The 14804-nt window shown below is 71.8% G+C and carries 10 protein-coding genes; 9 read left to right on the top strand and 1 reads right to left on the bottom strand.

Annotation, left to right across the window (positions count from 1 at the left end; all coding sequences use genetic code 11):
- Position 1 precedes the first annotated feature (1 nt).
- From ACH4T9_RS02650 to ACH4T9_RS02615, 8 genes are read left to right on the top strand one after another with little or no spacing between them, the layout of a single operon-like run.
- Positions 2 to 1903, top strand: a complete 1902-nt coding sequence (locus ACH4T9_RS02650; RefSeq protein ID WP_396669454.1) for a PqqD family protein — start codon at positions 2 to 4, stop codon at positions 1901 to 1903.
- Positions 1900 to 3813 carry a TOMM precursor leader peptide-binding protein gene (locus ACH4T9_RS02645; RefSeq protein WP_396669453.1) on the top strand — a complete coding sequence of 638 codons (1914 nt, stop codon included), beginning with the start codon at positions 1900 to 1902 and terminating at the stop codon, positions 3811 to 3813. Before ACH4T9_RS02650 ends, ACH4T9_RS02645 begins: the two co-directional genes overlap by 4 nt.
- On the top strand, positions 3791 to 5269 hold the full coding sequence (locus ACH4T9_RS02640) for a nitroreductase family protein (protein ID WP_396669452.1): 1479 nt from the start codon (positions 3791 to 3793) through the stop codon (positions 5267 to 5269). Before ACH4T9_RS02645 ends, ACH4T9_RS02640 begins: the two co-directional genes overlap by 23 nt.
- Positions 5266 to 7878 (top strand): lantibiotic dehydratase, encoded by a 2613-nt coding sequence (locus ACH4T9_RS02635; RefSeq protein WP_396669451.1) that lies wholly within the window; start codon positions 5266 to 5268, stop codon positions 7876 to 7878. Before ACH4T9_RS02640 ends, ACH4T9_RS02635 begins: the two co-directional genes overlap by 4 nt.
- Entirely contained in the window at positions 7868 to 8878 is a 1011-nt protein-coding gene (locus tag ACH4T9_RS02630; RefSeq protein WP_396669449.1) for a lantibiotic dehydratase C-terminal domain-containing protein, read from the top strand. The genes ACH4T9_RS02635 and ACH4T9_RS02630 overlap by 11 nt, the downstream gene beginning before the upstream one ends.
- 13 nt (positions 8879 to 8891) lie before the next feature.
- Positions 8892 to 10130, top strand: a complete 1239-nt coding sequence (locus ACH4T9_RS02625; protein WP_396669448.1) for a cytochrome P450 — start codon at positions 8892 to 8894, stop codon at positions 10128 to 10130.
- Complete coding sequence (locus tag ACH4T9_RS02620) at positions 10127 to 11296, top strand: cytochrome P450 (protein WP_396669447.1); 1170 nt, start codon at positions 10127 to 10129, stop codon at positions 11294 to 11296. Before ACH4T9_RS02625 ends, ACH4T9_RS02620 begins: the two co-directional genes overlap by 4 nt.
- Complete coding sequence (locus ACH4T9_RS02615) at positions 11286 to 12509, top strand: cytochrome P450 (RefSeq protein ID WP_396669446.1); 1224 nt, start codon at positions 11286 to 11288, stop codon at positions 12507 to 12509. Before ACH4T9_RS02620 ends, ACH4T9_RS02615 begins: the two co-directional genes overlap by 11 nt.
- Positions 12510 to 12543: 34 nt before the next feature.
- Here the strand turns inward: ACH4T9_RS02615 and ACH4T9_RS02610 are convergent, their stop codons facing one another.
- Positions 12544 to 13350 (bottom strand): BTAD domain-containing putative transcriptional regulator, encoded by an 807-nt coding sequence (locus ACH4T9_RS02610; protein ID WP_396669445.1) that lies wholly within the window; start codon positions 13348 to 13350, stop codon positions 12544 to 12546.
- 651 nt (positions 13351 to 14001) lie between these two features.
- Between ACH4T9_RS02610 and nshR the strand changes: the two genes are divergently transcribed.
- Entirely contained in the window at positions 14002 to 14799 is a 798-nt protein-coding gene (gene nshR, locus ACH4T9_RS02605; RefSeq protein ID WP_396669444.1) for an NshR/TsnR family 23S rRNA methyltransferase, read from the top strand.
- Positions 14800 to 14804 lie beyond the last annotated feature (5 nt).

Below are 14804 nucleotides of genomic sequence, written 5' to 3'. Positions count from 1 at the left end.
CATGCCCGACACCAGACGGTTCACCGTCCGGCCGGACGCGTTCTACGTCCGGCGTGCCGACGGCGTACGGCTCAGCAACAACTCCGGGTCGTTCACGATCCGGGGCGCCGGCGCGTACCAACTGGTCGCCGCCGTCTTCGGCAACCTGGACGGCGAGCGCACCCTTGACGACCTGGTGTCGGGGCTGTCCGAGACGGCCCGGCGCTCGGTACTGGAGCTCATCGCCACGCTGGCCCGCAACGGCCTGGTCGCCGAGGCACGGCACCCGGCTGAGCCGGTGCCGGACTGGCTGCGGCAGCTCTACCCGGCCCAGCTCGACTTCCTCGATCTGCACGCCGACCGACCCGTCACGCGGTTCCACCGGGCCCGGTCGGCACCCCTGCTGGTCGCCGGCGGTGGTGTCGCGCTGACCGCGTTGCTCGGCGCGCTGACCGACTTCGGACTGGCCCGCCTCCACGTCCTGACCACAAAGGCGGCCGACGAGCAGGTGACCGCGGTACTCGCCGCAGCCGTCCGGCGGGACAGCCAACTGCGCTACGAGATCCACCACCTCGACGAGATCCACCCGACGGATCTGGTCGACCGGGCGGGCCAGCTGGACGCCCCGATGGTGCTGATCGCCGACGAGACACTCGGCGACGACCCGGACGCGGTGGCCCGCGTCGGCGCGGCCCAGCGCCGGCTCCGCGACTCCGGTCGCGGACTGGGGGTCCTCGGCCGGTGCGGCGACTTCACCGTGGCCCTGCCGGGCGGGCCCGACAGCTGCTGGGGTTGCCTCCACCGATGGCTGGCGGCCCACGCCGTCGCGGTCACCGGCCAGCCGCTTCCGCTGGCGGCGGCTCCGGCCGCGGTCGCGGCTCTGCACCTGGCCCAACACGCCTTCACCACCCTGGCCGGTGTGCCGCGCGCCGGCTTCGGGCGCATCGCCACCGTGGAACCGATCGCTCCGATCGTGCGCACCCACAAGCCACGCCGCCACCCGAGCTGCCCCCTGCACGGGTCGAGCTCGCCGCCGACTCCGCGCGGATCCTCACCGGCCACGCCGAGCCACGAGGACGACCTGGTCCGTCCGGACATCCCCGCGGCCGAGGACAGCGCGGCCCTGGTCGCTGTCGCGGACCGCATCGTCACCGTGACCTCGGGCTGGACCGACCACCTCTTCGGGCCGATCCACCACCTGGCTGAGGGCGACGCCGACCAGCTTCCGCTGGCGGTGAGCATCTGCCGGGTCGCCGAGCCCGACAGCACCGCCGCCGCACAGCTGACCACCAGAATCGCCTGCCGCTCGGTGTCGCCGCGTGAGGCGCGCAACCAGGTGGTCCTGGTGACGCTGGAGCACCTGGGCCGGCAGCTGGCCGTCGCTGCCGGGGTGCTCCCACCCGGCTGGTACGTCGGCGCCGGCTGGTCCCGCGCGGAGGCCGGCTACCGGGCCCGCCTCGCAGCCTCCGCCGCCGTGGCAGCCGACGCCGCGGCACCCGCCGGTGCGGAGACCGATGCCGCTACGGACGCGGTGACGAGCCCGATCGGCGCGTTCCTCGTCGACGAGCTCACCGCCGGCGGTCGAGAGTGGCGACTCGACAGTGTGCAGACGATGCCCACCGGGTTCGTCCGCGTCCTGCTGAGCACTGGCGGCGGTACCGTCGCCGGCTTCGGCGTGGACACCGCGCACGCCCGCGACAACGCCCTGCTCCGCGCCGTCGCGGACGGTCTGGCCGACGAGTCCGGGACAACCGCCGACCGGTACGTGCTCGGGCACCTGGCGCCGCCGGTTCGGACCTGGTCCGACGCCCTCGCCCGGCTCGGCGGGCAGGCCCGGCGGGACCCCGGCCGGGACCTCGGTCACCTGCTCGGCTTCCTCGACGGCGAGGCGTACGTGATCGCCATTCCGGGGGAGCTTCCGTGACCGCGGCGCTCACGTCGACGGTGGACGTGGTCGGAGTGGGCTTCCTGGCGAGGCAGCTCGCCGCGCGGCTGGTGCGGCCCGCCGGGAGCGACCCCGGAGGTGTCTGCGTCCTGGTCGCCGAGCTCACCGAGGTGGACGCCTACCACGACACCATGGTGGAGTGCGTCGGGCTCGGGCGCTCGCTGCTCTTCGTCGGCACGTGGCGGGGCCTGGTGTACATCGGCCCGGTGTGGGCGCCCGGCCGGGCGGGGTGCGTCCGCTGCCTGGTCACCCGGGTCGCGAACACACCGTTCGGTCCCGATCTCGACGGCGATGCGGCACCGGACTCCTCGCACCGCGACGTCGACGTGTGGACCCTCCGCCCGGCCGCGCTGGCCATGGTGGAGCGGTACACGCAGGCATCCCTCGCCGGGACCCTGGTGCCACCCGGGTCGGTCCTGGTCGTGGACGCGGAAGCCGGCACGGCTGAGCCGCAGGTCCTGCTGCCGGACTCCACCTGCGTCGGCTGCGGCCGGCCGGGAGCCGATACCGTGCCGACGTTCACCCCCGTGGACGTCGCCCTGCAGAAGCTGGCCCCGGCGACGCTGCGCACCGCACAGTTGGACGCCAGGACCGTCACCGCCGACTACCTGTTCCCGGGGTTGGGCCTGTTCAAGGAGCTCAAGCAGGACCTGCAGAACCCCTACGGCGCCTGCTCAGTGGAGCTCTCCACCCGGTGGGGCCGGCGGGAGCCGGCCATCGGTCGGGCGCGCAGCTACGCCGACAGCCGCACCATCGCGGTCCTCGAGGGCCTGGAGCGCTACGCCGGAATGCACCGGGGCGGTCGGCGGGCGCCGGTCCGGGCCGCGTACGCCGATATCGCCGACCACGCCCTGTACCCGCCCCGGCTGGGTACGCACCCGACCAGCTCGTACGCCATGGACGGCTTCCGTTACCGGGCCTTCGACCCGGAGACCGTCGTCGACTGGGTGTGGGCGTACTCGTTCCGCGACGGTGAGCGGGTGCTGATCCCCGAACGGGCCGCGTTCTGGGGCCCTCGGCACGACGATGAGGTGTCGTTCTGCTACGACACCTCGAACGGATGCGCCCTCGGCAACTCGGTGGAAGAGGCGATCCTGCACGGCCTGCGCGAGGTGGCCGAGCGGGACTCGTTCCTGCTCACCTGGTATCGACGCCTGGCCCTGCCGGAGGTGGAGCTGCCCGACGACGGCGAGCTCGGCACCCTGCTACGGAAGGCACGCCTGTTCACCGGATTCGACTTCCGGTGCTTCCAGTCCACCATGGAGTACCACCTGCCGACGTTCTGGCTCGTCGCGGAGGGTGCGGGCGGGCGGGGGCGGGCGGTCGACGCTCCGGCGGTCTTCGCCGGGTCCGGCGCGCACCCCGACCCGAGGCAGGCGGTCCTCGGCGGACTGCACGAGCTGATCGGCAGCATCCTGGCCACCCGGCACAGCTATCCGAGCCGTCGAGCCGACGGGCTGCGGATGCTCGCCGATCCGACCCTCATCCGGCGGATGGAGGATCACTCACTGGTCGGCGCCCTACCCGAGGCCCGGGGCCGCTACGCCTTCCTCCTCGACGGGCGGCGTCCGACCGTGCCGCTGGCCGAGATCCCGGGGACGGTCGTCGAGCACGACCTGGACATCCGCGCCGATCTGCGCCGGGCGGTCGGCGATCTGCTCGCCGCCGGCCTCGACGTACTGGTCGTGGACCAGAGCATGCCGGAGCTGACCCGCAACGGGCTGCACTGCGTCCGGGTCATCGTGCCCGGCCTGGTGCCGATGACGTTCGGGCACGTCAACCGGCGTACCGAGGGGCTGCCGCGACTCACGGACGGAACCGGGGTCCCGTACGGCAGCCAACTGCTCCCCGGCGAGGAGGTGGGCAGTGTCCCGCACCCCTTCCCCTGATCGGGTCGCCGAGCACCTACGACTGCTCCGCGAGGATCCGCAGTCGGCGAACCCGCCCGGCTGGCGGGCTGATTTCAGCGACGGCCCCTGGCCGGTGAAGGTACACCAGGGCGGTGAGCGGGCACCGGCGACCGGTGCGCTGGCCCGGGTGCTGCGGGGCACGGTGGCGGTGACCGCGGTCCGCGGGCCGACCGCGACGCTGCGGCGGGCCGTTCCGTCGGGGGGCGCAATGCATCCCACCGAGGCGTACGTCGTGCTCACCGGGAGCGATCGGCTCTGCCACGTCGACCCGTACCGGTTGGAGTTGCTGGCGCTGCCCGCTGACAGCCCGACCCGGCGCCTGCGGGAGGGCCTGTGTCTCGCCGCCGACGCGCCGCTCCCGGCCCTCGTGGTGCTGCTGACCAGCCGGTTCTGGAAGAACTTCTACAAGTACGGCGACTTCTCCTACCGCCTGGGGGCGGTCGATGCCGGAGTCGTGCTCGGGCGGCTGCTGCGCCTGGCCGGGAGCGAGTTCGGCGCCACGTGGTTGCGGACCGACTTCGCCGACGACTCGTTGAACGACTGCCTGGGCGTGGACAGCCGCGACGAGAGCGTGTACGCCGTCGTCGGCTGCGGCCCGAACGTGGCGACCCGCGGTGCCGACGTGACCGGCCGACCCGCCTCGCCACCCGTCGCGACGCCCCGCCTGGTGGAGCGGTCACGCCGGGTCAAACGATCACCGGTCTTCGACATGGTGCACGCGTCCGCCCGCTCTGCCCCGTCAGCTCGGGCGGTGGCCGCCGGGGCGCCCCCCGCCGCTCCGGTCGCGGCGTCCGGTGCCGTCCGGGCGGGGACGGTGGAGTTGCCCCCGCCCCTCGCGGTCGATCTCACCGACGAGGACGTGATCGTCCGCCGGCGGTCCGGGGGTCGACAGTTCACGGGCCGGCCGGCGAGCCCGGCACAGCTGGCCACCGTGCTGCGGCAGGCGACCACAGCGGTCACCACCCTGCGTCGCCGCGGTGGCCCGACGCTGCCGGAGATCACCTTCTGCACGGCCGTGCACCGGGTGCCGGGCGTCCCGGCGGGCTGGTACGCCCACCACGACGGCCGGCTCATCCCGGTCGGTCGCGGCCCGGACCCCGACCTCGGCCCGTACCTACAGGGCGCGCTCTTCGGCACTTCGGTCAACGCCGAACTCGCCGCCTTCACCGTGCACGCCGTCGCCTCGCCCCGGCAGGCGGGCCGGTCGGCCCGCAACTACCGCACGCAGCAACTGGCCGTGGGCGTGGCGATGGAGGCGGTGGTCCTGGCGGCGACGGCGGTCGGGCTGGGCAACCACCCGTTCCTCGGTTTCGACGCGCCGGCCGTCGACGCCGCGTACGGCCTGGACGGCCAGGGCTCCGGCGCGCAAGCGCAGATCTGTGTCGGTGTCGTGCGCGCCGGCTCCGAGTGGGAGGTGACGGTGAGGCCCCGATGACCGGAGAATTCAGTCCGTACGCGCTCTTCCGGCGCGGCACGATCGGCCTGGCCGCCCTGGACGACCTGGTCCCCCGGCGGTTCTGGGCGTTGCTGGACGAGGTCGACGCCACGACGCGGCGACGGCAGCCCCTGGCGGAGAAACTGGGTGACGCGCTGCACGCCCTGGTGCCGCAGGCGTCACCCGAGGACCGTCGCGACCTGTTGGCGCTCCGCCGCGTCGTGCACAACGACCGGGTGGCCCGACCGCCGTACCGGCGGGACCTGCTGCCCGAGCCGGTGCGGCACCTGCTGGACGAGTGGTGCCGGGAACGCGATGCGGCCGACGCCCTGGCCGCGGAGGTCCGGGAGGCGCTGTCCGCGGAGTTGACCGCCGGGCGTCGAACGCTGGCGGCCGTGGCCCAGGGTGAGGAGTTCCAGCGTGGGGTGCAGCTCTCCGGCGAGGACGTCTACCGCGAGGTGATGGCGTACGCGGCGGACCCGTTCGACCAGGGCCGCAAACCGAGCCGGGCCCGGCGGGCCGAGAGCACGATCACGAGCTTCGCCTACCGGGTGGCGCTCAAACCCTCCCCGTTCGGCGCCTTCACCGAGATCGGTGCCGGGCCGTGGGAGTGGCGGGGGACGCCGGGAACCCGTCGCACCCAGGTCCGGCTCAGCGTCGGCCTGCTCATGTGGATGGTGCACCAGCTCCACCGCATCGACGGCGCCGACGACCTGCTGCGGATACGACTAAACAACTCGCTGGCGGTGCGGGACGGTCGCGCGGTCTTCGTCCGCCGCCCCATCGAGGGCGCCGACGACGGGTTCGATCCGGACCGGGTCATCGTCGCGCGCCACACCGACCTGGTCCGCATCCTGACGTCCGCGCTGGGCGAGGGCGACCTGACGGTACGACAGCTCCGCGAGCGGCTCGTGGCGGCGGGGCTGGCGCCCACCGCGGTCGGGGAGACCATCGACAAGCTGGTCAAGGTCGGCCTGTGCCATCGGGGTATCGGCCTACCGGACCAGACCACCGACCTGGCCAGGCGGACCGCGGCGCTGCTGCGGAAGGTCGACACTCCGGCGGCGGCGAGCTGCGCGGAGATCTTCGAACGGCTCAGCGTCATCGAACGTTCCTACGGGGTCGCCAGCGCCCGGCGGCGCACCGGTCTGCTCGCCGAGTTGCGGAAGCTGGTACACCGGTTCGCCGAGGTGTGCGGCGGGCCGCCCCCGGCGCGGGAGGCGATGCGCGCGGCCATGTACGAGGACCTCGGCACCAACGCCCGGCCGGGCTCGTGGCGGCCGGAGCTGCTGACCGCGAACCGCGAGTCCTTCGACCTGTTGCAGCGGCTGGTACCGGTACTCGACGACGCCACCATCGAGAAGCTGGGGCTGTACCGCTTCTTCACCCGACGGTTCGGCGCGACCGCCGAGGTGCCGCTCGTGGAGCTGTACCGGCAGTTCTCCGAGCTGCCGCCGGCGGAGGCGAGCGCGGTGATGTGTGGCGTGGACGATCCGGCCAGCGAGGGTGTCCGGGCGATGCGTGGCGAGTTCTTCGACCTGCTACGGGCGCGCCTGGGCGCCGCCCCGGAGGCGGAGCAGCTCACGCTGGACCCCGACGACCTACGTGCCGTCACCGACCGGCTCCCCGCGTCGGTGCAGCCGTGGCGGTCGGCGGCGTACCGGGTGCAGTTCGACCAGGCGGGCAGCAGAGCGGTGGTCAACGGCATGACCACCGGGCACGGGGTGTTCTTCTCCCGGTTCTGCGATCTGCTGGAGCCGGAGGACGGTGACGGCTGGGACCTCGCCACGGCACTGCGTCGGCACGTCGCCCGCACCGCTCCCCGGCAGACCGACCTCACGCTGGTGCTGGGGCTGAATTTCAACCTGCATCCCCGGCTGAGCCCGCTGGAGCTGGTGTACCCGGGCTCGGTGGCCGCGCCCGGTGGCCGGGCGGCGATGGCGCTCGCCGACCTCACGGTGCGGGCCGATCCGGAGCGGCACCGGCTCGTGCTGGTCTCCGGCCGCGACGGCGAGCCCATCGACCTGGTGCCGCTGAACTTCCTCTATCCCGCGGCGGCGCCCATGTTGTACCGGTTCCTGTGCGTGTTCGCGCCCACCCGCACCTATCGGGGTGGCCTGTGGGACCAGCTGGACCGCGCCGACGGCCCGCGGACCGGCCCCCGTCCCCGGCTGGTCCTCGGCGACCTGGTGCTGGATCGGCGGTCCTGGCGCTTCGGCGTCGACCAGCTCCCCGTGTTGGCCGAGCTGGAGCGCTACGAGGTCAGCGGGTTGGCCGCCTTCGACAGCTGGTGCCGCTCCGTCGGCCTGCCACGGGAGCTGTTCTTCCGGATGATGGCGCCACCGGTGGTGCCCACCGGCACGCGGGACCTGCTGGCCGAGACCCGCCAGTGGGCGCTGGAGGCGCGCAGCGCCCGGCTACACAAACCGCACTACCTGGACGTACGCAACCCCTTCCTGTGTCACGTCTTCGCCAAGCAGGCGCGGGCGATGACGGGTGGATCGGTGCTGCTCCACGAGTGCCTGCCAATACCCGAGCGCCAGAACGAGCCCGCTGCGGCCGAGGAGTTCTTCGTGGAGTTCAACCGGGCGGTGACCGATGTCGGATGACGTCTGGCGCAGTCTGCACGTGCACCGTTTCGGCCGTCAGGACGCGTTCCTCGTCGATGGGCTGGCACCTGTGCTGGCCCGGCTACGCGCCGAGGGCGCGGTGCGGCGCTCGTTCTTCCTGCGCTACTGGGAGGGTGGACACCACATCCGGGTGCGGGTGCGCACCGACCCGGCCGCCGCGGACGCCGTCGTGGCGCAGCTGGCGGAGGCGGCGACCCGGTACCTGCGCGAGAACCCGGACGACGTCGAGTTCGACCAGGACGAGTTCATGCGGGAAGCGCAGCCCACGATGGCCGCTCTGGAGGCCGTGCCCCTCGGGCGGATGTACCCACCGGACACCGTCCGGGTGGCGGCCTACACCCCCGAGTACGACAAGTACGGCGGCCCGGGCGGGGTGGCCATCGCCGAGGAGTTCTTCGACCGCAGCTCCAGGCTCGTGCTGGCCGCCCTGCCACGGCTGGCCGCGCAGCCGGAACGCCGGCTCGGCCTGGGCTTCACGATGATGCTGCGCGGGCTCTGCGCGGCCGGGCTCTCCCCGGCCGAGGTGGCGGTCTTCTTCCGCGACTACTGCCTGCTGTGGTCGCCGTGGGTGTTCGACGAGTTCCTGGAGACCTGGCCGACGCTGCTTGCGGATTGCGACGGCCCGGTGACCGGGCAGGCCCGACGGACGCTCGCCACGCTCCCACTGGCCGACGGCTACAGCACCGCGGTACGGGCGGCGGTCGCCGCAGAGCACGCCGATCCGACGGTGCTGCCCGCGGTGGCGTTGGCCGGGGCGGACGCGGACGACGCGCGTCGCCGGCGGGTGCTGCTGGTCGGCTATCTGCACACCCACAACAACCGGCTCGGTCTGACCCCCGAGCGGGAGGCGTTCCTGGGCTTCCTCGGCCACCACGTGCTCAGCGGGTGCGCCGACGTGGCCCCGGACCCCGACCTGATCGACCGCGTCCGCGCCTACCGGGCGCACCGTCTCGGCACCCTGACCACGACCGCACCGTAACCGGAGGACACAGATGGATGTAACCGCTCGAACCTATCCTTTCACCCGCAACCGGCCGTTCGAGGAGCCGCCGGAGTGGGCCTGGCTGCGCGAGCACGCCCCCGTCTCCACGGTCAAGCTGGCCAGCGGCGACCCGGCCTGGGTGGTCACCCGCTACGAGGACGTCCGCGCCGCCATGACGGAACAGAGCTTCAGCCGCACCATCAACCGGGCCGGCGCCGCACGGGTCTCCACCGGATACCAGGCGGACCGGTCGAGCCCCGTCTTCAACTTCGGTGGTTCCATCTCCGAACCGCCCGGCCACACCCGCTGGCGCCGCATCGTCGCCAAGGCGTTCACCCAGCGCCAGGCAGACGTGATGCGGCCACGGATCGCCGCACACACCGAAGACATCCTCGACGAGATCACGGCGAGGGGCGATCGCTTCGACCTGATGACCGACTTCGCCTACCAGCTGCCGATCCGAGTGATCTGCGACCTGCTCGGTATCGAGATCGAGAACCGCCCCGAATTCACCGAGCTGGCCGCCAAGCTCACCCGCCGGGACATGCAGTCGTCGTTCGCCGAGTTCGGCGAGGCGCTCGGCGGCATCGGCCGGTACGCCGCCATGCTGATCGCCCGCAAGCGGCGTGCCCTCGGCGACGACCTGCTCAGCAAGCTGATCGCGTTGAAGGACGAAGACGAGTCGCAGCTCTCCAACGAGGAACTCGTCTCGACCGTGATCCTCCTGCTCATGGCCGGCTACGAGAGCACCGCCGTCCAGCTGGGCAACGCATTCTTCGCGCTGTTCCTCAACCCGTCGCAACTGACCGTGCTGCGTGAACGCCCCGAGCTGATCGGCAACGCGGTGGAGGAGCTGATGCGCTGGGGGCAGATGGGCACCGGTTTCGCCGTCGCGAAGTCCGCCACCGCCGACATTGAGCTGGGCGGCGTCATGATTCCCGCCGGCGCGACGGTGTTCATCTCGCTCGGCTCGGGCAACCGGGACACGTCCGTCTTCGGGGTGGACGCCGACGTACTTGACCTGACCCGCCCGTCGGCCACCAGCCAGATCGCGTTCAGCTACGGGCCACACTACTGCCTGGGCGCGGCGCTGGCGCGGGCCGAGATGCAGGAGGCGATCTCCCGTATCCTGGCCCGCTTCCCCGACCTGCGCCCCGACGGCGAGCTGTCCGATGTGGTCCTGGCGAGCAACCTGTTCACGTACTACCCACGCGAGCTGCCGGTCACGACCGCCGGTAGGGCGCGATGACCACATCGCCGCTCGCCACCGCGAACCTTCCCGCCGGGCTGCGGTGGGACGCCGACCGCAGCCGGTTGAAGGTCCGCGACCCGCGCCTGGCGGAGATCGTCCTGCGCGACCCGCACATCATCACCGGGGTCGACCACGGCAAGTCGGACCGGGCGGGTGCCCTGCCGCCACCCGGTCAGGCGCCCACGATCACCCAGTTCTTCGAGCTCTGGTACACCGTCGGCGAGCACTACCAGGTCTTCAACACCGAGCTGCGCCGGGCGTTCACGGCCCGGACGGTCGGCGGCTTCGAAGCGGCCTTCCTCGATCAGGCCGAGCGGTGTGTGACGGCGATGCCGCCCCGGGGCGACCTGGCCCGCGACTACCTCTCGCCGTACTTCATGAACAGCACCTTCCTCGTCATCGGAGTGCCCGAGGCGGAGTGGCCCCGGCTGACCAAGGTCGCCCGGTTGGTGATCCACCTGTTCAAGCAGCAGCTGCTGGGGGTCACCGAGTACGGCCCGCGGGAGGCTGCCGCCTTCGCGACGTCGATGCGCTACCTGAAGCAACTGACCGACCAGCTGCTCGCCGGTCCGGGCGAGGAGCCGTTCCTGCTGGCCGCCCGTCAACTGACGCGGATCGACCCCAGCACCTGGCCGATCGCCGCCCTGGTCGGGCAACTGCTCATGGCCGGCATCGAACCGATGATCGTCGGGTCGAGCATCGCCTGCCGGGACATCTGGTCCGCGCCGCACCTGCGCGACGCGATCCTGCGCGAGACCGTCGACGTGACCGACCTGGCCGAGGAGGTGCTGCGCCAGAACCCGCCGTTCGGCAACATCTTCCGCTTCGTCAACGAACCGTGCGACTGCCTGGGGCTGCCGCTGCCCGCCGGCACGATCGTGGCGATCGACGTGGCCGCGGTGAACCTGCAGCGGACCGCCGCCGCCGACCCGGCCCATGGCTGCCCCGTCCGCCCGAGCGAGGTGCTCACCTTCGGCAAAGGCACGCACTACTGCCTGGGTGCGCACAGCGCGCGGATCCAGATCGCGGCGGGGGTACGCCAGCTGGTCCACGGCCGACCCGAGCTTCGGATCGACGTCGCCGGCACACGGATCGACACCCACAACAACCTCAAAGAGGTACGCAGTATCCCGTACCGGATCGGGGACGAGGATGTCGACTGAGCCGGGCGCGGTCACCGCCCTTCCCGGCGAACCGCTGGTGGCCGCCGGACGGGGGCCGACCGGCGAGCCGCTCCCGCCGGGTCTGCACTGGCGCCCCGACACCCGCCAGTGGGTGGTGCGCAGCCATGACCTCGCCGACACCGTCCTGCGCGACCCGCACATCGGCACGACGCTGGAACCCGATCGGGCCGGGATCCCGCTGCCCGGGGTGGCCGACGTCCCGTCCGTGGCCCAGTTCTTCGAGCTGTGGTACCACCGCGGCGCCAACCACCCGACGTTCAGTCGGGCGCTGCGTCGAGCGTACGCACCGTCCTCGGTAGGCGAGTTCGTCGACGCGTTCGCCGACCTGGCCACCGCCCGAGCGGCGGCCCTGCAGCCGGCGGGGGACCTGGTCGCGGAGTTCATCGAGCCGTTCTGCCTGGACGGCACGTTCCGGCTGATGGGCTTCCCGCCATCCCGATGGCCTGCGCTGGCCAAGATCTACAAGATCGTCATGTACGTCATCCGCGCCCGCTTCCGCGGCGTGCTCGACCTGCCGGAGCGGTCCACAGCGGCGTTCGCCGCCGCGATGCGCTACCTGCGGCAAGCCGTGGAGGAGTTGACCGCCGGGCCGGCGGCCACCCCGCTGGCGGCCTGCCTGCGGGCGTACGCCGAGGCGGAGGGCCCGGACCCGTGGGCGGACGTGGCGACGGTCGCCCAACTGCTGGCGGCCGGAGTCCCCCAGGTCTCCACCGGGATCGGCGTGGCCTGTCACGCGCTCTACGGCGACCGGGCGCTGCTGGCCTCGGCCAGGGCAGGCGGGGTCGAGCTGACGGATGTCGCCGAGGAGGCCATGCGGTTGTCGCCGCCGTTCCTCGGCGTCTATGGCTGGGTGACGACGGACTGCGACTGCCTGGGCGTACGGCTGCGACCACGCGACGCGGTCGTCGTCGACATAGCCGCGGTCAATCTCGACCCCGACCGGGTGCCGGAGCCGACCAGCTTCTGCCCCGGTCGCAGCCGTAGCGTCAACATCACCTTCGGCAAGGGCGCGCACTACTGCCTCGGCGCCGCCAGCGCACGCATACAGGTCGTGGCTGGCCTGGCCGGGCTGGTCGGCCGCTGGGACGTGCACCCGGACGTCTCCGGCTTCCGGGTGACCGACGACGGCTTCGCCCGGACGGTGCACGCCCTGCCCTACCGGGTGGACGTCGCCGGCCCGGCCGCCCGCTGAGTGGGCAGCGGGCGGCTAGGACGGTAGCGGGCGGCTAGGACGGTAGCGACGCCGACCACGGCATCGCCGCCACGTCAGCGGGGATCCTCGGCTGCGGCACTGCCCGCCGCGCCACCGCGTGCGTCGCCTGCCACGTCTCGGTCAGATCCGTCGTCGCCTCGTCGGAGCTGAGCATGGAGCGGTGCAGGCGACGTAGGGCCGGTGCCGGCTCGAGACCGCGCTTCTCGGTGAGTCCCGTCCGGAGCCGTTGGTACGCCTCCAGTGCCTCGCACCGTCGTCCCGACCGATAGAGCGCAAGCATGAGATGAGCCACCAGGCCCTCGTGGGTGGGGTGCTGCGCGGTCACCGCGGAGAGCTCACCGAGCAGTTCGTGGTGGCGACCGAGGCGCAGGTCGGCCTCGATCCGACAGTCGAGGGCGTTGAGCCGGACCTCGCCGAGGCGCTGGGCGTATATCCGCAGTCGTCGGCCCGCCTGGACGTCCACCAGGGCCGGGCCCCGCCACCAGCTCAGCGCCTCGGCGAACGCGCGGGCCGCCGCGGCGTAGTCTTGCCGCTCCCGGGCACGGTGTCCCACGTTGGCGAGTCGCTCGAAGTGGCTGGCGTCGACGGAGTCAGCCGGCACCCGCAGCTGGTAGCCGGCGGACGTGGTCACGAGGACCTTCTTGGCGTCGTCCGCCACACCCGTCTGCCGCGCGGCGGCGTCGATCAGCTTGCGAAGGCTGAGGATGTAGGTCTGGGTCGTGGTGCGGGCGTTGCGGGGCGGTGACTCCTGCCATAACTCGGAGATGAGCACATTTATGGGGACCACATCATTGGTGTGGGCGGCCAATACGGCGAGCACTGTGCGGGGTTTGGCCGCTGTCGGAGCGATGGGTCGGTTGTGATGAGTGGCGGCGAGCGGGCCAAGGATGGCGATACGCAACGTTCGTCCCCTCCATTAATTGCACGGCCGATCAGCACGTTCTGCACAGCACTGAGACTGGCAGCCCGTAGCCCGACCAACCCAGAGCATAACGGATCTTGACGCTCCACATTGCCTCGTAGATTGACGGCAGCCGTCACCGTCCGCAATGTCCGCGCGGTCCGGGCGCATGTCGGCGGCCCGTTGGTGGCCGACCCGGAAGAAGCGCCCAGACCCCGGACCGGGACTCTTCCCTGGCCGCACCCGTCCGGCGAGGACCGGCACCGAGCCGCCCATGACTCACCAGCCAACCAGGTCGACCAACCGCCCCCGCCCCCTGGCCGGCCATCGCGAAGCCCTGTCCCCGTCCACAGGACGGGGGCCGCCGCATCGAGGTGTCCGGTAACTGACTCTCTCGTGCTCCTCCTAGTCGGCGCAACCGCGGTCGAGCGTGCTCGGGCGACAGCGGAGGGTATCTGCGCGGGCACCCGTCGCGGCACGCCCGTCGGCCGTCGGGCGCCGGGCGCCGACCCGGGGCCCCCGCCCCTTCGACAGCGCTGAGCCGTTGTTCCCCCGTGCTAAAGTCTGCGCGTGCTCGACATAATCACCACGAGGTCCGATCCCGCCGTTCAGCGAATCATCGACGTCACGAAGCACTCGAGGTCCATTGTTCGGACGGCGCTGATTGAGGATGCGGAGCCCCTCGTGCAGTGCATTCGCGCGGACGTGGAGTTTGTCGAGGTCTACGGGATCGACACCAATCCCGTGCCGGATGCGCTTCTCACCGCTTGTCGGCAGCGAAACATTCCGATCCGGCTGATCGAATCGTCGATCGTGAAGCAGATTTTCAAGACCGACAAGATTCCCAAGACGTTCGGCATCGCCCGGGTGCCGAGGCCGTGGGGCTTGAAGGATCTGGCCAGCTCGACCGGCGATGTCATCGTCCTCGATGGCGTGAAGATCGTCGGCAACATCGGGGCCATCGTGCGGACGTCGTTCGCGCTTGGCTCCGCGGGCATCGTGCTCGTGGACAGTGATCTTGTCAGCATCGCGGATCGCCGTCTGGTCAGGGCGAGCCGGGGATACGTCTTCTCGCTGCCCGTCATTCTCACGTCGCGGGCGGAGGCAGTCGACTACTTCCGGCGCACGGAAATGCGACTGATGGCCTTCGACGCTGACGGGAAGTTCGCCGTCAGCGATCTCCGCAACGTCGACGAGCGGTTGGCACTCCTGTTCGGCAGCGAGAAGACCGGCACGTCGAGCGACTTCGAGGGAATCTCGGCCGGCTCGGTCTCGATTCCCATCAATCCCGCCGCCGAGTCGCTCAACGTCTCCGTCTCCGCCGGTATCGCGCTGTACGAGAGGGTCGCCCGCAACCTCTCCCGATGAGCCGA

Origin of the sequence: Micromonospora sp. NPDC020750 (assembly GCF_044334565.1) — a bacterium.
In the GTDB taxonomy this organism is placed as follows: Bacteria; Actinomycetota; Actinomycetes; order Mycobacteriales; family Micromonosporaceae; genus Micromonospora.
This window is presented reverse-complemented; position numbering and strand designations above follow the sequence as displayed.

Coding starts and splice junctions, on each gene's coding strand:
- ACH4T9_RS02630 (WP_396669449.1), top strand. CDS start 7,868: ATGTCGGATGACGTCTGGCGCAGTCTGCACGTGCACCGTTTCGGCCGT.
- ACH4T9_RS02620 (WP_396669447.1), top strand. CDS start 10,127: ATGACCACATCGCCGCTCGCCACCGCGAACCTTCCCGCCGGGCTGCGG.
- ACH4T9_RS02635 (WP_396669451.1), top strand. CDS start 5,266: ATGACCGGAGAATTCAGTCCGTACGCGCTCTTCCGGCGCGGCACGATC.
- ACH4T9_RS02615 (WP_396669446.1), top strand. CDS start 11,286: ATGTCGACTGAGCCGGGCGCGGTCACCGCCCTTCCCGGCGAACCGCTG.
- ACH4T9_RS02650 (WP_396669454.1), top strand. CDS start 2: ATGCCCGACACCAGACGGTTCACCGTCCGGCCGGACGCGTTCTACGTC.
- ACH4T9_RS02625 (WP_396669448.1), top strand. CDS start 8,892: ATGGATGTAACCGCTCGAACCTATCCTTTCACCCGCAACCGGCCGTTC.